General features: G+C 42.4%; 24 protein-coding genes and 1 pseudogene. All 25 read right to left on the bottom strand.

Annotated elements, in window-relative coordinates; translation table 11 throughout:
* Positions 1-473: pseudogene (locus F986_RS18625) on the bottom strand (hypothetical protein); the annotation flags it as partial.
* 53 nt (positions 474-526) lie between these two features.
* Positions 527-3,367 carry a host specificity factor TipJ family phage tail protein gene (locus F986_RS13550; protein WP_004695966.1) on the bottom strand — a complete coding sequence of 947 codons (2,841 nt, stop codon included), beginning with the start codon at positions 3,365-3,367 and terminating at the stop codon, positions 527-529.
* Positions 3,364-3,684, bottom strand: coding sequence for a hypothetical protein (locus F986_RS13545; RefSeq protein WP_004695965.1), 321 nt, complete (start codon positions 3,682-3,684; stop codon positions 3,364-3,366). The genes F986_RS13550 and F986_RS13545 overlap by 4 nt, the downstream gene beginning before the upstream one ends.
* Entirely contained in the window at positions 3,684-4,169 is a 486-nt protein-coding gene (locus F986_RS13540; protein ID WP_004695963.1) for a DUF1833 family protein, read from the bottom strand. The genes F986_RS13545 and F986_RS13540 overlap by 1 nt, the downstream gene beginning before the upstream one ends.
* Positions 4,166-4,642 (bottom strand): hypothetical protein, encoded by a 477-nt coding sequence (locus F986_RS13535; protein ID WP_004695961.1) that lies wholly within the window; start codon positions 4,640-4,642, stop codon positions 4,166-4,168. Before F986_RS13535 ends, F986_RS13540 begins: the two co-directional genes overlap by 4 nt.
* Positions 4,642-8,166: a tape measure protein gene (locus F986_RS13530; RefSeq protein ID WP_004695959.1), complete on the bottom strand. Its 3,525-nt coding sequence runs from the start codon at positions 8,164-8,166 to the stop codon at positions 4,642-4,644. The genes F986_RS13535 and F986_RS13530 overlap by 1 nt, the downstream gene beginning before the upstream one ends.
* A 96-nt stretch (positions 8,167-8,262) precedes the next feature.
* The gene (locus F986_RS13525; protein WP_004695957.1) at positions 8,263-8,799 is read right to left on the bottom strand and encodes a hypothetical protein; all 537 of its coding nucleotides are present in this window, start codon (positions 8,797-8,799) and stop codon (positions 8,263-8,265) included.
* A 116-nt stretch (positions 8,800-8,915) separates the two neighbouring features.
* Positions 8,916-9,359, bottom strand: a complete 444-nt coding sequence (locus F986_RS13520) for an Sbal_3080 family lipoprotein (protein WP_004695955.1) — start codon at positions 9,357-9,359, stop codon at positions 8,916-8,918.
* A 74-nt stretch (positions 9,360-9,433) separates the two neighbouring features.
* The gene (locus F986_RS13515) at positions 9,434-10,507 is read right to left on the bottom strand and encodes a RelA/SpoT domain-containing protein (protein ID WP_004695953.1); all 1,074 of its coding nucleotides are present in this window, start codon (positions 10,505-10,507) and stop codon (positions 9,434-9,436) included.
* A gap of 147 nt (positions 10,508-10,654) precedes the next feature.
* Entirely contained in the window at positions 10,655-10,921 is a 267-nt protein-coding gene (locus F986_RS13510; protein WP_004695951.1) for a hypothetical protein, read from the bottom strand.
* Between the two features lie 2 nt (positions 10,922-10,923).
* Positions 10,924-11,409, bottom strand: coding sequence for a hypothetical protein (locus F986_RS13505; protein ID WP_004695949.1), 486 nt, complete (start codon positions 11,407-11,409; stop codon positions 10,924-10,926).
* A gap of 41 nt (positions 11,410-11,450) precedes the next feature.
* Positions 11,451-12,413 carry a phage tail tube protein gene (locus F986_RS13500; protein ID WP_227555152.1) on the bottom strand — a complete coding sequence of 321 codons (963 nt, stop codon included), beginning with the start codon at positions 12,411-12,413 and terminating at the stop codon, positions 11,451-11,453.
* Positions 12,414-12,463: 50 nt separating this feature from the next.
* Complete coding sequence (locus F986_RS13495) at positions 12,464-12,988, bottom strand: Rha family transcriptional regulator (RefSeq protein WP_004695945.1); 525 nt, start codon at positions 12,986-12,988, stop codon at positions 12,464-12,466.
* A gap of 151 nt (positions 12,989-13,139) precedes the next feature.
* On the bottom strand, positions 13,140-13,550 hold the full coding sequence (locus F986_RS13490) for a phage tail terminator-like protein (RefSeq protein WP_004695944.1): 411 nt from the start codon (positions 13,548-13,550) through the stop codon (positions 13,140-13,142).
* Positions 13,547-13,924: a hypothetical protein gene (locus F986_RS13485; RefSeq protein WP_004695942.1), complete on the bottom strand. Its 378-nt coding sequence runs from the start codon at positions 13,922-13,924 to the stop codon at positions 13,547-13,549. The genes F986_RS13490 and F986_RS13485 overlap by 4 nt, the downstream gene beginning before the upstream one ends.
* A gap of 2 nt (positions 13,925-13,926) precedes the next feature.
* Positions 13,927-14,292, bottom strand: a complete 366-nt coding sequence (locus F986_RS13480) for a hypothetical protein (RefSeq protein ID WP_004695939.1) — start codon at positions 14,290-14,292, stop codon at positions 13,927-13,929.
* Positions 14,292-14,672: a hypothetical protein gene (locus tag F986_RS13475; RefSeq protein WP_004695938.1), complete on the bottom strand. Its 381-nt coding sequence runs from the start codon at positions 14,670-14,672 to the stop codon at positions 14,292-14,294. Before F986_RS13475 ends, F986_RS13480 begins: the two co-directional genes overlap by 1 nt.
* Before the next feature lie 2 nt (positions 14,673-14,674).
* Complete coding sequence (locus F986_RS13470) at positions 14,675-14,980, bottom strand: HeH/LEM domain-containing protein (protein WP_004695935.1); 306 nt, start codon at positions 14,978-14,980, stop codon at positions 14,675-14,677.
* 10 nt (positions 14,981-14,990) lie between these two features.
* A complete protein-coding gene (locus tag F986_RS13465; RefSeq protein WP_004695933.1) occupies positions 14,991-15,995 on the bottom strand; it encodes a major capsid protein in 1,005 nt (334 codons plus the stop codon).
* Positions 15,996-16,008: 13 nt separating this feature from the next.
* Complete coding sequence (locus F986_RS13460) at positions 16,009-16,731, bottom strand: hypothetical protein (RefSeq protein WP_004695931.1); 723 nt, start codon at positions 16,729-16,731, stop codon at positions 16,009-16,011.
* 81 nt (positions 16,732-16,812) lie between these two features.
* Positions 16,813-17,025: a hypothetical protein gene (locus F986_RS13455; RefSeq protein ID WP_004695929.1), complete on the bottom strand. Its 213-nt coding sequence runs from the start codon at positions 17,023-17,025 to the stop codon at positions 16,813-16,815.
* Entirely contained in the window at positions 17,022-18,143 is a 1,122-nt protein-coding gene (locus F986_RS13450) for a minor capsid protein (protein ID WP_004695927.1), read from the bottom strand. Before F986_RS13450 ends, F986_RS13455 begins: the two co-directional genes overlap by 4 nt.
* Entirely contained in the window at positions 18,109-19,554 is a 1,446-nt protein-coding gene (locus F986_RS13445) for a DUF4055 domain-containing protein (RefSeq protein WP_004695925.1), read from the bottom strand. The genes F986_RS13450 and F986_RS13445 overlap by 35 nt, the downstream gene beginning before the upstream one ends.
* Positions 19,555-20,841: a terminase large subunit domain-containing protein gene (locus F986_RS13440; protein WP_004695922.1), complete on the bottom strand. Its 1,287-nt coding sequence runs from the start codon at positions 20,839-20,841 to the stop codon at positions 19,555-19,557.
* Positions 20,834-21,322 carry a DUF2280 domain-containing protein gene (locus F986_RS13435; RefSeq protein ID WP_026056471.1) on the bottom strand — a complete coding sequence of 163 codons (489 nt, stop codon included), beginning with the start codon at positions 21,320-21,322 and terminating at the stop codon, positions 20,834-20,836. Before F986_RS13435 ends, F986_RS13440 begins: the two co-directional genes overlap by 8 nt.
* Positions 21,323-21,351 lie beyond the last annotated feature (29 nt).

The following is a 21,351-nucleotide window of genomic DNA, read 5'->3' as shown; positions in this document are numbered from 1 at the left end:
CTGTTATCATCATTTATATATGATATGTTTTGTGATTCGATAGACTTATCTATATAGTCTTTTGATTGCTTCAATGCGTCATAAGGACTCTTCGTTAAGCTCGTCGCATTTGTAGTCGCCTTGTAATAATCCCCACCATCCTCTGCACTCAAAACACTAACTTTTGTATTTAGAGCAATATTGGCAATATCTGCATTTGCAGCAGATAAGGTCGGATATGTTTTGATAGCACCGTTTTGAAATGATGTAAGTGCATTATCAACATATGTTTTATCGGCTTTTATCAAAAGACGAGATATGATTTCATCGCGAGTCATTACATTGATATGTGAAACACTTGCAAGCGTGTAATATTGACGACCAAGGCGCGATGTAATTAAAACACCTGCGGCTCCATTTAAAACTTGCTCAAGTGTATCCGCATCTTTTTGAGCATCAATAAGCTCTTGCTTGGTAATTACCTGATCAACCATGTTTCTCTCCGGCATAAAAAAAGCCCCAGCAAAGGGGCCTTTAATGATTTAATTTAAATATAACTGTGGTCTTTTTCGTAGTAACGTGCATTGTAATTAATGCAGGTTAGTCGGTTAGTCATCTCATCGTTTGGGCTTGCCTCTGTCAGTAAAAATGCCGAGCTAGATGTATCTTGAGCAGCCACGATCTGATAGGCGGTTTTGATGTATCGATCTTCATCAAAGACCAGTGGTTGTAGTGGTGCTCGAGTCAAAATGACCTGATTCATGTATTCACCAGATAGGCACTGAATCATGTCTACCGTCGCATCTTGTAGTTGCAGATGAGTGTAATAAGTCACACCATCCTGCATCTCTACATCTTGCGACAATGTGAGTGTTAGCCCATCAACTGCCACAACCTCACCATCCTGAGTCTTGATGCTTGTATTATCAGCCACCAAAATTCGATCATTCCTCACCAGTAAATTGGATTCATCTAGTGCATCAAACTCAACGCTTTCAGTCTGGTACTGCAGCTTATTCCACTCACGCCATCCGCGGGTTTTAGCTACAGCGTGATTACGAATGCCTGACGTACTGATCTTTAATGGGTTGCGTGCAGATCCATTCTCAGGAATAGCATAAGTCACCCGAAGGTCATCATCAGGCGAAGTGTATTCAAGCTCCACCCCATCATAGTCTTTATCAATACCGAGATTAAACGTCCGCTTTTCTGATCCTGGCACCTTGTTACGGTGATTAAAAAGCAGTACCGAGTTGTCCTGTGGCGATTCAAATTTCAGCCGCAACTTATTTCCGTATCGGTATGTCTCGCAGAAGCACGCCGAGGCGATCATAGCTGCCTGCTCCTCAAAGCTCAGGCTGTCATCATCAAAGGTGTAGCTAAATTCAGCAGGCGCATCCGAGCCGAAATAGGTTTTGATTTTCTGAATCTCTGACTTGATTTGCGGAATATCAATCTCGGTTGTAGATCTTCGTCCGATATATTCATCCAGTGCCATACCAATCAATGCTTGACCTGCATCGCGTGTTGCTTGCAACGCTCCAGTACCGTCCACCATGAGCTTACGAGTTACCAAGCAGTTTAACTTGCGCTCTTTAACTGATAATGCCCCATCTGTAGCAACTGTTCTGGATCGAATGACAGTGACATCTTGATATTCAGATTTGTTGAATTCTGAAGATAAATACGCATCTTTAACCTTGCAGTCAGTCATCGGGTTGTTGCCGCGATGTTCGCCTGTTTTAGCCACTCTGAAACGAGCATTGCCAACTATTGGTAGTTCAATTTTTAGTGTAATTCCATGACCATACCGCTTCGTAACCCGACCAGTATTGTGATTAAAGTTATAAATTGGTGATGTCGCCACACCATCCTCATCAATCATTTGATACTGAACCGCGATATTTACCCAAGCCCAGTTTGTCTTTCCTTTACTGTCTTGGTTCCATAGGCCATTCGGGAAATAAATATTTAAATGAAGATGAGTGGCATCGTCTTTGTAAACATCAAACCAGCCAACCCACTTATCTGTAACTAAATCCAGATCCACCGATGACACAAGATTATAAGTGGTTCCACCTAGCAAATCGGGTAGTTTTAACCAGTCTGGATTAATACTGCTTGGTGTCGCTAAAGTAATTGTGCTCGATGTAATTGCGCTGATTGTGTAGGCTCCATCCAACACCACACTATTAGATGATTTGTTTAATGAAATACCTGCTGCAATCGTGTGATCCTGTGTCACAAACTCCCAGTTAAAGTTGGTGTTTTTTGGTTGGGATAACGTGATGGTATATAAGTATCCTGTGCCACTCACCGAACGATCAATACTTGAGATATCGTATTGACCAGACAAATCACGAAAAACACTCTCGGTTGAAAGCACTTCCTCCGTTTCTGGATCAAGCGTTTCAACTACAATTTCAAAAGTTGCACCAGTGAGTAGAACACCCTGAAAGCTTGTATAGTCAGGCACGTTCTCGCCTGACTGAATAGTGACAATGCCGCTCGGTTTTACAGTTGCAGTGCCGGATAAAATGGCATCTTCAACCCCGTAAGCCGCTCCCTGAATATTAATTGCATCACCAGCCTTAAAGTAACTTGTGAAATTAATGCCTGTATTTTTGCGATTAATAACACCGCCTGTTGTGAAATAAATACCCGCATTATTGTCCTCATCGCTGAGCACTCTGTCACTTGGTCGTTGCAAGGTTTGACCGTTAATTGATGCTGATTTTTTTACAGAAAGTGGCAAGCTGCTGAACACCTGTCCAATACGGTAAAATGCTGTATCCCCCACCAAAGGTATACCTGGCTCATAAATACTGACACTCACACCATTAATTGCGCCTGCAGGCGTATCACCATCACGGCAATCATGAATTTGGTAATACCCGCGACCAATCACCATCAAGCATTCTTCAACTTCGATTTCATTTTGATAATATGTATAGGTGACTGCGATTAGGTCGGGGTAAGAGCGAACCATCCCATAAATATCAGGAATACGACTTTTTACGCGGGCTTGATTGGCCCGCGCTGCAAGCTCGTTATTTGATGAACCAGCTCCACCAGTAGTAGGCTTAGGCATGGTGGCAATTGTATAGACACTATATGCCGCCATTATCGCAGTGACGACCCAAAAAACTATTTGGATCCACTCGGGGTGCATCACTACATAAAAAGTACCATCCAATGTTTTTAGGTGCTCAATATCCGCTACGGTTTTCGGTGTAACATCAGTCTGCTTTGAAACATGATTATGATAAATTCGTGCGTTTTCTGGAAAGCTATCAAACTGTTCAGCAAGATATTTGCACACATCATCAACCGTGGCTTCGGTTTTATTCTGGCTAAACTGATCACGTATGATGATGACTTTTTTCATGTGTAGAATCTCGCTTCTCGGAAATGCATAGCCACCAGTTCTAGCGGCACAAACTGCACCCCTCGTGGGGTTAAATGTAAAAGCTTGTCGCAATAAAAAAGCCCAACATGTGTCGAGCTTTTCTCATTGTTCTTGAAGAACACTAGGCAGGGCGAAATCGGCTTATCCAGCCTTTTGAATCGGCCTTTACCATTCAAAAACTTTTCAATCCGCTTACTTAAGTCTTTACCAGTGATCTGCTTCCAAGCTTCACATGCAAATTCATTACAGGTGTAATCCTTGGTCCATGTCCGATCTAACAGATTATCAATAGACATTAGATCCCCTTAAGCAATGGATAGTCTTCAAAGGTGTAAAGCTTCCCAGTTTTGACAGAGTTTAGTTCTGGTGCTTGAGCATCAAAGGTCACAAGCCCAGTGCTGTCCTTTGAGATTGTAGGCGCTTCTAGAGTTTGCATCTCAACCATTGGTGCTGAAAGATCATCATCTCGATATATCTTGAAGTTGATCTTTGGTTTTACTCGTGGATAAGCAGAGTTTCGGATGTTTTTTATCGCATCCATAAGCTCATCCTCCATGTCCACCAAAGTCACCTGTAGCTTCTGATCAAGGTCATTGGTGACATTGGTTCGCTTGATTGACATTGGTTGATATTGATAGAAGTTATCGCCAATCTGTATCCCATCTTCATCATTGCGAGTGTATCGAAATATCTTAGTAAAACTCGGATGGGATATTTCTAGGCATTCAAGCTGCACCACCCCACCAGAATTATTGAGAAAAAATGCAGTGTAATCTGTCATAAGTTCTCCAATGCATCAGGTAGAGCCACATTCACCAAGTGATCAAGCGGATTAAGCAGTTCAGCCAAATCCACGCCTTCAGTTGCTACCGTGACAATAAGATCATCCAGATTCGGATCAATATTCAACGGCTTCACTCGAAGCTCAGCAGTGACCGTGTAGATTGGTCCTTCTTTGCTTTCAAGGCTTGGGCTTCCAGAGAAATAGCATTGATAATCCTCAACCTCTGGACCATCAATACAAAGCTTCGCTAAAAAACGCTGATTTGGATTTCTAGCCCAGACACGATAAAAAGCCATTAAATACTGATAGCCTGCATCCTTTACCACCCACCGCACTGATGCGCTATGGTATGTGCCTTTTAATGCACGCTTAAACCTTGGTGCACCACCGTCTAACTCTTGAGAAATAACACCATCCCCAATCTGGGCTGAATAGCCCGACTGGGTTGTGCAATACAACAGCTTATGCATTATCGTCTCCGTGATGCTGTGGTGTTCTGCTTAAGTGATTTGGAAAGCGTACTATTGGGATTGCCTAAACGACCAGCCAACTGCCGTTCAATCACATCAATATCAACACTGCCATCAGGGTTTTGACGCGCGTTGACTTGGGCTCCAGTGTTGTTATTAATGTTAATGGTTGCGCCTACTACCTGTGCTGGTCCAGCACTTGCACCCCGATTAATCGCATTCACAGCACCCATACCAACACGATGAGTATCTGCAACCAATCCACCAGTCGCATAACCTCGACGGATAGACTTTCGCAAATCCTCAAAGCCTTGTGGGCCACCTAATGCTTTGACTTCCTCTTGAGTTAAAACACCTTCGCCTTTGTGTACGACACCTGCTGGCTCGTATTTACCACCGTGGCCTGTGTAGCCGCCGTTGGCATAACCATCACTACCCGAAACAGCCATGGTTACAGATCGAATATTGGATAGTATACTTGCTGTTTCTACCGCTACTGTTGCAGCAGCCGCAAGATTTGTCGGAAATGGTAAAGACATTGCATTCGCAATACCTTGTTGAATAGCAATCATGGATTGAGCAATAGCAAAACCTTTTTGAACTGCAAACATAGCCTTGTAAGCACCCGACTGCTCACCAAAAATCACCGCCATGCTATCAGCAGTCGATCCAGCAATTTTCTCACCATAACTCAAACTAAGTTGAAGCTTGGCTTTTTGATAATCCTCTTCAATCTTAAGGAGAGCATCTTTACCTTCTTTTTCGGTAATAAGATTGTACTTAATACTATCCTCAATCGTTTTTGATGCATCTTCCTTAGCAAAATCAAGCTGAAGAAACTCACCACTACCATCACGATCTGCATTTAATTGACGATAATTGTTCCACGCATTGCGACGCTTGGTTTCGTATTCATTATCCTCAGCACGATAAGATGCATTAAGCAATCCAGCTCTTTGCTTCTCGTCTTTAATTTTTGCAATTTCCTCTCTTTCAAGCCTATATCTTTCTTGCATTGCATCAACTTCATGCATGTAGGATTGTTGGGCTTGGAATAAGCGAGTTTCTTGTGAAAGTTTGATTAGAGCGAGTTCTTGGTTGTATTGCTCCTCGAGTGCGTTAATAGCAATCTCTTTGCTTTCCTTGGTTATTTCTGAATTTTGATGAAGTTGTAAGTTTTTTATATCGTAAGAGTATTTAAGCTTTTGCTCCTCGCTCATTTGGAATTCATTAATTTCAAACTGCAATTGAGATAAATAGATTTGCTTTTCATAATAAGCGCGCTTATTTGCTGCCTCTAGGTATGGCTCAGGATTAGCGAAATTTGCCTTTTGAATTTCTGCAATTTCTTTAGCTAAATTCAACTCAATCTGCTTCTCTCTATCAGCATAAGCATAAATGTATTGCTCTCTAAGATTACGTTGCTCCTCATCTATACGATTTGCTTCTTTTGCATCCTTTCGGTGTTGCGACAAAGCTGCACTCGTTGCTTTAGCCGATCCTCTTTTAGCATTAGCGATTGCATCCTCAGAGGCTTGTAGTTTTTTATTTGCAGCAATATTCATATCAATAATCTGAATATCTTTTGCCGAAACCTTTCCTCCATTCTCAAAAGCCGCTTGTGATGCCATTTTTGCACGCTCAATCTCCCAACCTTTAGCAATTAGCTTGTTGGTCATAATGGTCTGCGCGGCACCCTTCTGTAGGTTTGAAATATACTTAGACTGTGCATCCGCTGCTGCGTTCGCCGCATCAGCGTTGTTATACATAGCATTGGTGTTATCGTTTACCTTACCAACAGCATTAGATGCAGCATTGCCAGATAAAGTAACCTGCTGACCTAAAGTTTTTTGAGCATCTGCATTTTGCTGAGCCTTAACCCTAGCCTCCTCGTAACTCTTAATTAAATCCAGACCTTGGGATTTTTGCTCAGGTGTCAATAGTTTTAGCTTATTCAATCTCTCGACAGCATCAGCTTGCGACATTAATCCTTTGTGCACTTGATCTGAGATTTCATAAACCTCTTTATTGCCAGCGTTCGCATTTTTAACTGTGCGAATAAAACCATTAAACGACAAGTTTAGCTTATTTAATTTGTCGTTCTGGTCTTCAAATGATGCTGCTAAATCATCTTTAGCGACATCAAGCTGAACCCCTTTTAGTGCTAAAAGCTCCTCTTTGGTTTTTTCAGCAACACGGCCTTGTTCTTCAAGTTTTGCATTTGCTTCTGCTGTGCGTTTTTGAAGGTACATGTAGCCAGCAGTCAATGCAGCCACACCGATTGTGATTGCACCGATTGGGCCACCAACCAAACCAAGTAACATCGCTCCACGTGACCGACTAGCATTCAGTGCATTTTCAGCAACAGTTTGAGTAGCTACGGCCGCCGCGCTTTGCTTTAATGCAATGCTGTGCGCAATTTCCGCCTGAGTGAGTCGCATAGTTGCGGCTGCACGCGCTTGGCGAGTGGTAGCTGAGTTTAATTCCTGACGTGCTAGATTGATCTCAGTAAGCGCTAACGCTGCTACTTGACGAGTACGTTGCACCTCCACCGCAGTCAATTGAATCTGAGATTGCATGGCTGCTGTATCTGCTGCTCGTCGTGCCACTACTGCGGTAATGGAGCCATGAATCGCCACTGTTTGAGAAGCAATAGTTTTGGTTAATAAAGCCACACCACCAACCACTGCAATGCCTGCAATAGCATCAAGATTATTGGCTAATATTTGGATGCTACTAGCTAAGGTTGTTGCAACACCTGAAGCCTTGCCTGCTTCGCCTGTAAATTTGGTGACTTCATTGCTTAATAGTTGAAGGGATTGACCAATTGTCACATCGGTTTTTGCAAATAATTCATCTACTGATTTTTTTGACTTTGTTAGTGCATCAACGAGAATGTCGCTGGTCAATTTACCATCATTAGCCATGGCTCTTAATTGACCGATATTCACACCAAGACCTGTGGCAATAGCTTTCAATAATCCAGGAGCCTGTTCTGCGACAGAGTTAAATTCCTCGCCGCGAAATACACCTGATGCTAAAGATTGCCCAAACTGAACCAGTGCTGCATTTGCGCCTTCAGTTGAAGCCCCGCTAATTGCCACAGCTTTTGATACTGTTTCTGTAAGCTCGGCTGTTTTAGCCATGTCAATATTTAATGTTTTTGCATTATCTTGAAATCGCTGATAAACCTGTATGACATTTTCCCAACTTGAGCGTGTTTTTTGCGCAATACTAAAGGTATCACTCATTGCTGTGTTCAGCTGTTCTTGCGACTCAGTGACAAGCTTTAAGCGGTTCTGCATACCTGTGTAGGCATCCATTTTAGAGATAGCAGCACCAACAGTCACAACGCCAGCCATATAACCCGCAAGCTGGCGAGTTGCCACAGACATAGAATCCATAGATTGTGACGCATGGTCGCCATTGCGCTCAATATTTTGGAGTTCATTTGCTACATTTCGTGCATTACGCTCAGCATTTCGTGAATCAATAACAATTCGAAGTACAGAATCTTGAGCCATATCGCTTTCCTTTAGGTAATAAAAAAGCACCTAAAGGCGCTGTATTTTGGGTATTAAAAAACCCCGCACAAAGCGAGGTTGGTTTGATTGTATTGACTAGAGTTTTTTGTACTCTTCTAGCATTTCATTGTATTTTTCAGTAAATCCAGTTAAGTCGGTTTCACCATCTTGATTATATTCATAAGGCCACTCCCTATACCTAGTGTAAGCAACCTTTCCTTTTTTCATTTGTTCAATTGCTTTTTTGGGTGTATCGCTTGAACCTTCATTCCCATAAATTGGAGCATTGTTGTCAATTTTTATGGCGCTCTGAGTGCGTGGAAAGTGATTTCGACCAATATAAACACTATGTCGCCCGCCATGTATTCCCACTAATAGTGCATTATATGGCTTGCTTAACGTACAAGATTTAGTACCACTAAACCTATCTTTTGTGCAATTTAAATTCCAGTCTTCAGGTTTTGGTTTTGTTGTGTATGTATCCTTATCCACAACAAAGTTTCTATATTCTGCATCAGGGTTTTCCATTGAGCTTAAGATGGAATTTCCATCCCGGTCTTTTAGTGTGTAAAGGTCGTTAGCAAATGCGCTAGAGCCGCCCAGACTTAATAGCAATATAACAACCGATTTCATACCCACCCCAAATTTATAATTTAGAACAAGATACTAATTTTGTGGGCAAAAAGAAACCTCCCGAAGGAGGTTCTTATTTGTATATTTATTACACAAATTTTCAGCCCGATATCTTTCTATCGCTTGGGCGTCTTCCCTAATAATTCATCGACCAGCTCATTAATCTTGGTTTCCGTGCTTCTCCACTTATTAAGAGCTAACCCCCCATTTCCTTTTAATCTAAAAGATGCTTCAGAAACCTGACGACCATTTTGCAGTAAATTGAATTGAGCTGATACCATATACGGTGCAAAATCCCATGAGCGAAGAGCCGTATAGTTTAAAGTGGTCTGGCATAGGCTTAAGTCGTCATTATTTTTAACAGTTTTGGAATCAATGTTGTATCGAGCAAAACTCTTCTCAACCAGCCTGTCAAAATCTCTAATAATTACTTTAGGATTATGTACAATGCATACCTGCTTAATAGAATCTGGGTTAAATCCAGTTGTATTGTTAATTTGGATAGATGTACATCCCACCAACCCAAAACCCACTACCCCTGCAACTAATAATCTTTTCATGTGATTTCCCTCTTATAAGAAATCATAAGATACTAATTCCAGAATGAAAAAACCATCCCGAAGGATGGTTTGTTTTAAGCATCTAAATACTTCTTAAATGCTGACTGCATCTCTTTGATGAATTGATTAGTATCCAAGAAGTAGTTTGGATAAGCTTTTTTAATCGCCTTCAAATCACCCACAGATACCAATACCACATCTACATCGGGATCACCTTTAACTTTCGCCTCAAGTGATGCATAAAAAGTCTTGGCTAGATCTTCTTGATTTTTGGAAAAAGGCATTACATCCACCTTCCAAGCATCTTCGTCTCTATATAGTCTTAAAATATGATACGCATACTTACTATTAGAAGTTGACTCAATGTGCTTAGCGGTAATTGCAATTCCCTTGAGTTTCTTGAAGATTTGCAGCTTTTCTTCAATTTCTTTTGCTTGATGCGCAATCTCATTTGGGGTGAGTTCTGCAAATTCCGGTAGCATCGGGGTTTGCTCTTTTATTGAAAAAAGTGCGCTGCTCAACTTAAAAAAATGCTTATGATCTTCAGAGCCAAAACCAGACTTTATAGATGCTTTTTCAATTACCCCAAGAGTCTCAACAGCTGTTGCCCAAGAGTGCTGTAATTTAGTCCTTATTTGCAACTCAATACTTAAGCCATCCAGCTCTGTGTGATCTCTACTCTTGTAAATAAATATCTGATGCAAGCTACGATAACCATCAGGCTTTGGTTTTTGAATATAATCATCACAAGGGAGTTTCGGCTCATGGCTAAATCTTTTGTTTATGTGGATCAAGTCATTGTGCAGTCGATAAACATCCTGAATGCTAGGCAAAATCACCCTTAGCCCACCAATGTCCTGCATTCGAGCCAAGTTCATTCCAGGATGTCGCTTCAATTTAGAGACAATTGATGGCAATCGCTTAAGTCTTTGCGCCACAGTTGAGTCTTTAAATTTCAACTCGCCACATCTTCTTCTCAAGGTTTTTTGAAAAGTATCAATTGGGTATGTATGTAAAGAACGCCATGCGGTTAGCACTTTAAAGGCTTCTATTTTTTCAGCTTCACTAGCTTCTGAGCTGATTAAAGTATTACCCGCTCGTCTTAAGACATTTGTACCTGGTACAACTATTTTTTCTGAGCCACTCATAACCAATACCTAGTATTCGATTTGACTATGAGATTATCATATTTTTTAATTTGGTGTTTTTGATTTTTAATAAATTTATGTTTTTCATCGTAAATTTAAGGATATTTATTTTGTCTTAAGATATCTAAAACCAGAAAAGAAACCAACTCACGCTGATTTCTTACTCATCTTCTTATACGCCTCATCAATAAACCGATTATCCAGATCAAAGATGACTGCATTGAAAATGTAGCGCTCTACTGGTAACTCATACTGCTCACAATAGGCATTTAGATCAGCAATGCCCAATGCTAACGGTGTGCCTTGCTCATATCTGCGTGAGCGCGAAATGACATTGTAGGCTTCAATTAAAGCATTGGCTGTATATGAGTATTCTGGTGGATCAGGTAATTCATGCCCCTGCTTTTCACGCAACTTTATTTGGTACTCGCTGAGTCCAGCAAACTGGTTGAGGTATCGGTAGAGTTCTCGGACTTTCCCAATACTTCATCTCGATAGCTGTTTGCTTCGGCTTGGATCTGATCAGACTGCGCTTTCACAAAGGCCCAGATTGCTACGCCAATGTCACCCATGTTGAAAAGCTTGGTTGCGTTTTCAGGCGTGCATTCAGGCTCGATCTCTTTACCATCTTCAACAAATACTACGCCTTTCCAATCAGCCACCAGATGACATGCAGCAGCCTCCAATAAAAGCTCATGATAAAGCTTATCATCACTACCCGCAGTCGCTACATCATAGCCTTTCGATGACAACTGATTCTGTGCACGCTCAACCGCTACCCGATATGCCTTGTAATCAGAGCCTCGAATCTTGAACTCTGCCAATACATTGCCCTTGCTATCTTTATATTCTTTCCAGAGTGCAACTTCTTTACTTTGTTGGATTGCTACTTTTAAAGCCATGTTTGATCTTCCAAGAGAAAACCGCCCGAAGGCGGCTATAGTTATGCAACTGAACGTGTGATGGTTGGTGCTACTTTGACCTGCTTGAACTCTAAAGCCAGCGTGTGGTCATCGGTCGCATTGGTGTCTGACATGCCATCATTATCGAGTTCCAGTTTAGGGAAGTGGAACCCATAAGCATTGCCTTGAGTATCTTCGATGCCAATTTCAGCAGTCATGGTTTCGCGTGACTCAACATATGGAATCCAGGCTTTAGATTGCTCGGTTAGGACCACTGTTGCACTCAGACCAATATTCACTTTGCCTTCAGTGTAGCGGTTTGGAATGATGCTCTGATTACCCAGACATGGGCGAGCTGTAAGATTGTTGTTAATCGAAATGGTGAACGACTCAGCACATGCAGTACCCACAGTACTCACGCCATTAATTTTGAATGTATTCACGTTAATGGATGACATGAATGGTGTGTCAGGTGCAGCAAGTGGTGCAGTTACAGGGCTTGCTGCTGGGTTTGCATAGCCTGTAGCGCTAATTGTTGCAGAGCCTGTAATTTTGCCTTCGGTGTCGCCTTGAATGGTTAATTCACCGATACGAGCACCTGAGAATACTTGAATAAAGTTTAGTTTTTTATCATGCTTCACGATGGTGAAGGTATCTAATTCCATGCCACCAATTTCAAGAGTGGCTACACCGCTAATTGCATCATCAACAAATATATTACCAGCCGCACCTTCAAGCAGAATATCTTGGCTTAAAGCTGATAGTTCATATTCAATGGTGCCAGTCGCTTCACCAGAAGTTGCTACTGAACCTTGATCAAAACGAGAATCCACAATTTCATCAGTTTCAGTAAGTGAAACGGTTTTCTTTAACGAGTCAGAGTTTCGACGCAACGTATGCCAGACAGCCACTGTAGGCAAAACATTAGGTGACTCTTCTTTTGCAATGTAGATAACTACATCAGTGCCTTTGGATGACATAGTGTGCTCCTTAATTTTAGGCATAAAAAAACCACCTTTCGGTGGCATTGGTTTTGGTTAGATTTAAAATCTGATCAAGATGATTGGAAGAATGGCAATGACGGCTGCAATTCACTTTCTAATTGCGTTATTTCATCATCAAGCGGATGCTTTTCTTGTTTCCACACATTCATATCTCTGGCTGAGCAACTAACTTGCTGCTTTCGACTATTGCGATAACCGACAATATGGTTATATCGCGCCCATTTAGATTGAAAGACTTGGGTTAATTGGCTTGCCATCCAGTTAAAGGCATCAATAAATTGCTCTTTTACTGCATCAGCCTTCTCACCATTAAAGCCCATCACCAGAAACATCCACCCATCTTTAGTCATTTGATAAAATTTTCTTGGCTTTCCGTTCTGTAACTTGTTGTTTTCAAAGCAAAGCGCAAAATTGCGCTCACGAAATTTCTGTGAGCACTTCATATTTTTAATGGCTCGAAGCACATCAGAGTGTCTTTTTTTGAATGCTTCCGCTACTGCATAACTGGTTGTCTTTGGTTCACCATTTTCATTTGAGACCATGGCGCGTAAATTTAATGTTGTCATCATATTCATGACTTCCTCCTAACCATATTCAAAAAAAAGAAACTGGCAGGCACGCTGAATATGGAAACGCGCTTTTCGAACCGTCGCTCTAGCCAGTGGTTTGCCTGAAAGCAGGCATAAAAAAACCGCCCAATAAGGACGGTTTGATTAAGTGTTTAAGCTAGTTCACTCGAAACTCAGCTCTAATTATTTTTGCGTAAAAGTCTTGGTCATCCATGCTCTGCGGTGCATGAACTTTGTATATTTCGAGATGAGATACACCGAATGATTGCAGATACTTTCGCCATGTGTCGCACAACTCAGAAAGTATCACCATGCCACTACCCAGTGGCGCAAAGCATTGAATTGAAATAATACCTTGGTCCCGAATGCATGGCTTGTTTCCGATACCTACAATCTGGCTATCAGCGTACTGGATAAATACCTTACTCCAAGCCTTATTTTTTGGTGGTTCAAATGGCATGCCATTAATTGGTGGCTTATTTGGCATTTCAACAGTTAAGTCTTCTAGCCTGGCAATCCTGATAATTTCCCGATGAATGGCTGTTTCGGCTTGGGTAAGTGTCATCATTTGTATTTACTCGATACGTTCATAAAGGCGACTGAATAGATACCCAAAGGTCTTTGCTGGCTATGTCCATTTTCTAGTGCAACTGCATAAGGCAGGTTATTTTGCACATAAACAAGATCACCCAACTTAACCTGAAGAATCTTTTGGTTGCCTTCTTGCTGTGTTGCGCCACCACCTTTATCAGCTGTAGATAGGTCATATGTATTGTCTGGGCTATTCACAGATATTCGATGATTGCCACGGAATGCTCCAGTATCTACAGGACTACCAACAATCACCTGCTGCAACATTTCAGCACTCACTTTTCGCAAATGTTCATCGCCAACCTTTTTTATTTCAAGCGCGAAATTACTCGGTTTGTTTTTCCATCCCATTGCTACACCTTTCTAAGCTGGCAAGTCCAAATGCTACTTGTTGGATCTTGGCTAATATTTTTAACCTCAAAACCACCATCCCTAAACTGCCAGACATCCCCTATTTGTGGGATACCTGTAAGCTCATTTTGAAGGACAATGGCCTTTGCATCGGTAGTTTGGTAGTCGATAGGCTTTACCAAGTCTTTTAAATAATTACCGAGAACACCACGCCCTGAATATGATTCATTGCCAACAATGGGATAAGTCTGCGTTTCAAAATCAAACTCGCCTGAATAAATCGGCTTTTCACAGGTGAAGGAGTCGACTGCATCGGCCAGATCTTCATTGAATGCTGCTGCAAGTTCGGCTTGTAATTCTTCTCTCATCACTTCACCACAAATGTATTAATTGCAAAGCCTTTTAAGAGGTATGGACTCAGCAAGTCATCAATGAATGTCATTGTTGAACTCTTGCCTTCCTCTTTCCCAGCCACATAGGTTTTGGAAACGCTTGTGCCTGATTGAGCTGACACTGTTTTAGATGCTACAACGCCATCCGCACGGTCTTTATATAACTCACCTTTAGCGGCCATCTGTGCAGCATAAGCCCCTGCAAGTAATACATCTTCTGGGATTACTTCAAATTGACGCAGACGCTTGGCACGAAGCCAAGCATTCGCTTGAGTAACTGCGAGATTAGCGTCACTCGATCCAGCCCAATCTGGGCCAAGGCTTTGAGTGACTGAATCGATAGTGACGTAATTCATAGTTATTCCTGTTCTAATAGAGCGACTAAATCAGCCTTTTTTGCATCAGCAGGAATCTCAATTCCTTTTGCTGCAAGCTGCCCTTTGAGTTTTTCAACCGTTAGAGCATTGAAGTCAGTTGGTTGGGTGCCGTCACCAGCACCTTCAGTACCACCGCCATTTTTTTCCGCTTCTTTAGCACCACCTGCTGAAGCACCCGATCCAGATGCTCGCCCTGATGTGGCACCAGTTTTCTTAGCTTGACCACCTTGTTGAGACTTTAGAAAGTCATCCCAGGTGTTTTTGTTTTCGCCTTTACCGATTCCCATTGCTTACTCCTTATTTGGTCACAATGAATGAGATTGGAACTGCTTTACGATCTACAACACGCTCCCAGTTTGCAGCTAAAGCCAAGTCAACCCATGAAGGCGCAAAGGCTTTCGCTTCGGTGCCATTACCAGTGATAGTGGTAGCAGTGAATGAGTAGCCAAGCGGATGTATGATGAATTTACGACGAGACCATAGAGTCTCAACACCACCACCGTTTGCTTGATCATCGACATAAGCCACGGTTTCAGCATTCTGCGGCTGGCCGTATGCATAACCGATTGCACCAGCACCCGCGACCATAGTTAGGTATTGTGGAGCTAATGCGGTGCCAAGGTTTGGCATGCTGTCATCAACAACAACGCGCTTATTTTGATACACGGCAATTCGGGTTTTTGCTTCAGAGTCCACGATGAACTCAATTTGATTTTGCTTTTGCAGATCAGCATATTTTTTGCTGTGCATGATGATGATGCCAAGCTTGTCCAGGTTGTCACCCATACTTGCTTCTGCATCGATAATCACATCGGAGTTCAAGCCATTGACCGCATCAGTGATGATCATATCGCTCGCACCATTCGCCACGTTTTCACGGTAAACACCGATCAATGAAGCAATAAGTCGGCGCTGAGCCTGTTTGCGCCAGTATGGGTTAATGCGACCACGAACCAGTTCATTAAGTGGGTCTTTATTGGTTAATTCTTTAACCAGTGAAGCAGACGACCAACCTTCGTTGACGTTCGCAACATAAGCCCTCATGTCACCAGTGGTCACAGCCAATGGAACAGCAATGTCAGCCGGGTCGTCAGTTGAGTAGTTTGGCTCAATTGATGCATCAAGGTCATTCCAATACGGAAGCTCAATCTTTGGCTTGCGAGCATTCAGTAGCTCTTGCATTTCTTCAGTGGTAGCCAGTACACCGGAATCTGCAATAGCAGTTTTTTCCAATGCATCTAAGGTTTTGTAGGATGCTGCAATATCTGCATCCCAAATATCTTTAACTTGAGTAGTAGCCATATGCTATTTATTCCTAAGTATTAAATTCACCAGCATCAAGGGCCGCTTTAAATCCAGCTGGATCTCGTTGCTTCCACTCGATACGTTCTTGAGTTGTCATTTCGCTTGGTTTTTTAGTAGCACCGCCACCTTGACCACCAGAAGCCCCACTTCCTGATGCGTTTGACGCACGAATCAAAGGCTTGAATGCCTCATTCGCACGAAATTCTTTTTCTAAATCTTCAATGCTCAATGCACTTGGCTTGCCCTGCAAATCAAGAACACGGATTTTGATTTCACCCTCCACAGTTTCAACCTGTAGGCGATTGCTAATATGTGGAAGTAAAACTGAATCACTACCTGGTACAGCGAGTTTTGCTGCCAGTTCAGTGGCTTTGCTTCCAACTGTTAATTTGTAGACTTGCGCTTCAAGTGCCTGCTTTTCGTTTAAAAGCTCGGTTTCACGTGCTGCAAGTTTGTCACCCCATGACTTTTCCAAAGCGTCAATGTCGCCTTTTTTGCGAGCATTTTCTTCAGATTCTTTTCGGGCCTGTTCTTCCGCTTCTTTGCGCTTTTGCTGTTCCGCTTTCTTTTCAGCAAGCAATTCATCAACCTTTTTGCGTAGGCCGTCATCGTTTTGTGGCTGGGGTTGTGGAATGCCTTTTACTTTCAGGACGAATTTGCCGTCCTTTTCTTCATAAAAAGCTTTCTGTGATTCTTCTAAGCCCTCTAGGCTATCGAGTTCATATTCAAACATGCTGCTCTCCGAGCGATTGTGCAGTCACAAACTGCGGGCATAAAAAAAGACCCGTTTGGGTCTAGGTTTGGATTTGGTTGTTTAATCAATTTCTTGTCGTGGGTCATCTTCAAAGCGAATACCATGAGACCCCCATGCATCAAATGTAATAGTGACTTTGGGTGGTTCGCCATCACGGCTTTCCACAACAACTGAACTCTGACCACTTAGTGGTTGATTTGTTTCCTCATCAAACACAGCCAAGTTATGTCTGATGCGCTTTATAACTAATAACCGCGCTTTGTTATCACTCACAATCCCAACTCCTTAAACGTCTTAGCATCCAACGCCTTTAACTCATCCAGCGTGTACATAGCACCTTGCGGATCGACAAACTTATCGATGCTGTAATCCCCTTCTTTGTAGAGCTTGTAACGCGATGGGCCAAGCCATTCTTTTGCAAAACCATCATTATTCTTCAGCATATCTTTGAAGCTTGTATCTGCTGATACTTGACCAATAATCCCTTCACGTTGATCGTTAGGGATGTCTTTAACTTTTCGCTTGTCCAGCACAAAAGGTCGCTTACCAGAAACACTGCCATCTTTATCAACACCAATGAGGGCACTTCGGCAATTATAATGCAGTGGAGGCTGCCTAATTAGAGGACTATCAATCTCCCACATTAGTTGATCAAGGCTGGCACACTGCTTAGAAGTCCTTCCATCAATTACGCTCAAGAACTTCACATGGGTAAATCCCAAAGCTCTAAATGTGTCTAGGTATGTGACATTCGCCACATGACTTCGTGCCGTCCTGACAGTTCGCTCAATCTCAACCTTAGTCGCATCCCAGATACCACCCACATAAGCGTACTGATTGCCTACCTTGGTTCGCTTGCCACGAATGCGGGTAATGATTTCCTGATTCGTCTGACCCTGATTGATACCGTCACGAATGGCATATTCAACCTGCTTTCGAGCCTTATCCAGTACAAAGCCAAACATTTCGTTAATGAGCTGACCACCTGCCAATGGAGTAGACTTTGCTTTTTTATAAAGCTGCTCACTGCTGACCAAAGCTGCCGCACCTGTCATCAATTGGCTGACGTACGATGCTTCATACACCGCCATGCTGACCGCTGACTGGTGAAAGGTTTCTGGCACCTCAACTAAAATCTCTTTAAATCGATCATTCAGCAGGCTTCGGATTTCTTTCAATTGGTCAGTAGTGTATTGACCACTCGCCAATGCGATTCTTTCAGCCTCAGACAGGTTTTCAAGCAATTCCCTTAGCTCTGACACCATCTTATTGGACAGGCCGTAAAATTGGCTTAAAACCTCATTTACGGCTTGTGTTGATGCTCGATAGCTGTAGGCTGAATGTTGGCTTAAGGCATTAAGTATTGCTCGTTGTGCTATTTGGTCGTTCATAGTTCATACCCGGTAAAGCACTGGCCGTTTCAGCTTCGATCCGCTGTTCTTCTTCCTTAAAATCAATCTCAGGAACTTTGCCAGTCGTGCGGATTGTGTGGAAGGTTTCACGGCTCAATTTGCCTTGCTGAACAAGCTCGTTATAGAACTTCAATGCATCCAGTGAGAGCTTGCCTTTAGCGAAGTCTTGTTTGATTGTGAACTTAGCTTTATCGCCTGAGCCGAAGTATTTAGCACACCAGCGCAAAACCACCTCAGATGCTTCATTGAGGTTCGCCACACACAACGACAAGACAGAATATTTCGCCATCGATTCATTATTGGATTCAGTTGCAGTTTTCACCACCTGATTTTCTTCAAGTAGTTTTGCACCTAAAGCCTTCATGTGCTTCTCTTTGGCTTCCATTGCCTCTTTGGCAATCATCTGTTCCTCTGCCTGAGCAAAGGTGAACGTTGCACCTGTTGGAAGCATTAAAGGAGTTGTAGAGCCAAGCATCACGCCCTGCTCTTCAAGATGGTCACGCCACTCGGTATCAAGGCCAGTCATTACTGGTTGAATCTGACCACAGAGGAACACACTATTCTCATACTCAGCCGAGTTGTGATAGTGCGCAATATTCATCAACGCCAGTGACTCAAGCGGGATATTGTCGATCTCCCAATCATTGGCCACCGATCCAATCGGCATAAATGGAATCTCATTCCACTTCGAACCATTTGCATCAGTCGGATAATAAGGTTCGCTATCAGCATGCAAGGTACCAGTGCGATCAGAATAAATCTGAACACAATATTCACCGTTCTGATCCAGTCGCAATACCCGGTAGAGCTGAATCTCTTTTAAGCTGAATTCATCTGCCGGATCGACAATCGAATCTTTCTCAGCAAGGACCACCAAAGCCGTTTTGAAGTGAGCACCAACTTTTCGCACACCCCAATTGATAATACTTAAGGTTTTGTAATGCACCACCGTCGGCAGAATACCTAAACGCTCAACCTCAGCAACCGAAGTCGCACCATCTGTCTGCGGATAATCCACAAAGAGACCGCCACGGCCAGCATCAAGCAATCCACCCAAAGCACTTTGCATCAAGTGGTAATAAGACTTGCCAGTGCCATCGGCATTGTATTTTAGGAAGTCCATACCATCGGGATCAAAGTTCGGATCTTCCGAGAAGGCAATACCGATCAATTCCTGTTTGGTGTCTTTGGTGATTTCATACAACACGGCACGATCACGATAAGCCTTATTACGTAAATCATTCTCACGCTGATCTTTGCTCACATTGATTTCAGGCAGATATAAAGCACCTGCCTTTTTTACTGCATTTGCACCATCACATAGATCGTGAACGACCTTCCAGCGGCCTTCAAATTCAGCATATTTAGGATGTTTTGAATTGACTGCCATTTAGTACACCGTTTTAAGTGATAGTGTTTTAGCGAATGGTTTAATGATCGGGAATCTTTTAACCAAAGGATATGTTCCAGCATCACCCACGTGATCCAGTCCTGATTTCTTATCAGGCATGCCGAAATCATCGTAAATTTGCTGTTCTAGTGTTTCAGTGAATCGAGGGCATTTATTTGTATTCACAAGCAAGGTGCGTTCACCACTTCCGCTCAATATCAAGGCATTGGTTGCATTGATCCGATCTTTAATTGCTGGATTGGTTGTATTTACTTCGACCCGCAACCCATGTTCACGTAAAATTTGATGATCCGATTCACTGCTATTTTTTGATGACTTTGCCTGTCCAGCAGCATCGGGAATTACAGTAATTTCATGTCCTGCAAATCGCTCATTGATCAGTCTTGCAATGGTTGGTGTATCTCGTACGTTTACAAGCTCATCTAATGCTCTAGGCTTGCCATCACGAATGACATAAACAACAGCAGCCATCTTCAGCACGTTAAAGTCCATCCCAATCACCAAAGGCTCATTAGGTCGAATTTCTTCATCCGTGTGATTTAAAACCCGATCAAAGTCAGGATAAACCGCACCACTTGTTAGGTTGACGAACTGCCCACGTAAATAAGCTTCGATTAACTGTGGTGGATAAGACTCACGCAGTGACGAAATATAATCATCGGGTAAATTCATCTCATTGTCGTAGGTAGATGCTTGAATCATTCCATATAAGGCGCGTTTAGCATCACTCGAATTGGCTTCTTTGACAAACTGCTCATAAGTGAATTTAAATCCCTCTGGCGTAGTGGCAACATCAATACCATTGATCAATCTAGCTTGCTTGTAACGCATACGAGCAATAATCTTTCGCCATGCCTGTTGAGCCTTATCCTTATTCATTACATCAAGCTCATCAATCAATGCATGACCAATCTTAAAACCTACGATTGTTTGAGGCTTCTCCATGGACCTACAGATAATTGTGCTTCGATACTGACGACCGTAATAAATATCAACCTCTTTGTTGGTCTCATAGATTTTGGTCTTTAACCCCCAATCAAAAGCCACCTCATCAATGGTTGGAAAGAAGATGTCTCGAATCTGCGGATAGGTTGGGGCAAAGTAACCAAGTGGTACTTTAGGAAATTCCCAAGACTTATCACAAAGACTTGCACAGCCTACCCATGTTTTACCACTACCAAATCCAGCCACGAATGCACGAAACTTATTGGGCAACTGTAAAAAATTGGCTTGAGGAACATTTAACGAAGGATTAATGTCAGGCATTTTCTTTACTCGCATTAACCACGTTAATTGTGACCTTCACTGGCGTTGGATCATCAGCACCTTCACCATCACCATTTTTAATTCTGTCAATTTCAAGCTGCTTTAATTGAACATCTAGAAGCTGAATATCATGACCTTGCATCTCATCTTTAATTTGTTTAATGATGTTTTGCTTCATGATTTTGTTTTTACCCCAATCGTCATACATTTTCTGCAATTCATTAAGGCGTACAGCTTTATTTGCTAACGGAATGCCGTAAACATTGGACTTAAATTCATCTCTGGTATTGTAAAAAAGGTCCTTTAACTTTTTAGCCATCTTTTCGCCAGTGGCTTTTGTTGGGTCGTATCCAGCACATTGCATTCGGTCAATTTCGACTTTGAATTTACTCTTTACAGCGTCCGCGACTTGTTGGGGTGTTTCGAAACAAGCAAGACTTTGAACTATAAAGATTTTCATAGGCTCAGTGAGTTTTGCCATAAGATCCCCGTCGTATAGAAACGTAAAGA

Source organism: Acinetobacter johnsonii CIP 64.6, from assembly GCF_000368045.1.
Lineage (GTDB): Bacteria > Pseudomonadota > Gammaproteobacteria > Pseudomonadales > Moraxellaceae > Acinetobacter > Acinetobacter johnsonii.
This window is presented reverse-complemented; position numbering and strand designations above follow the sequence as displayed.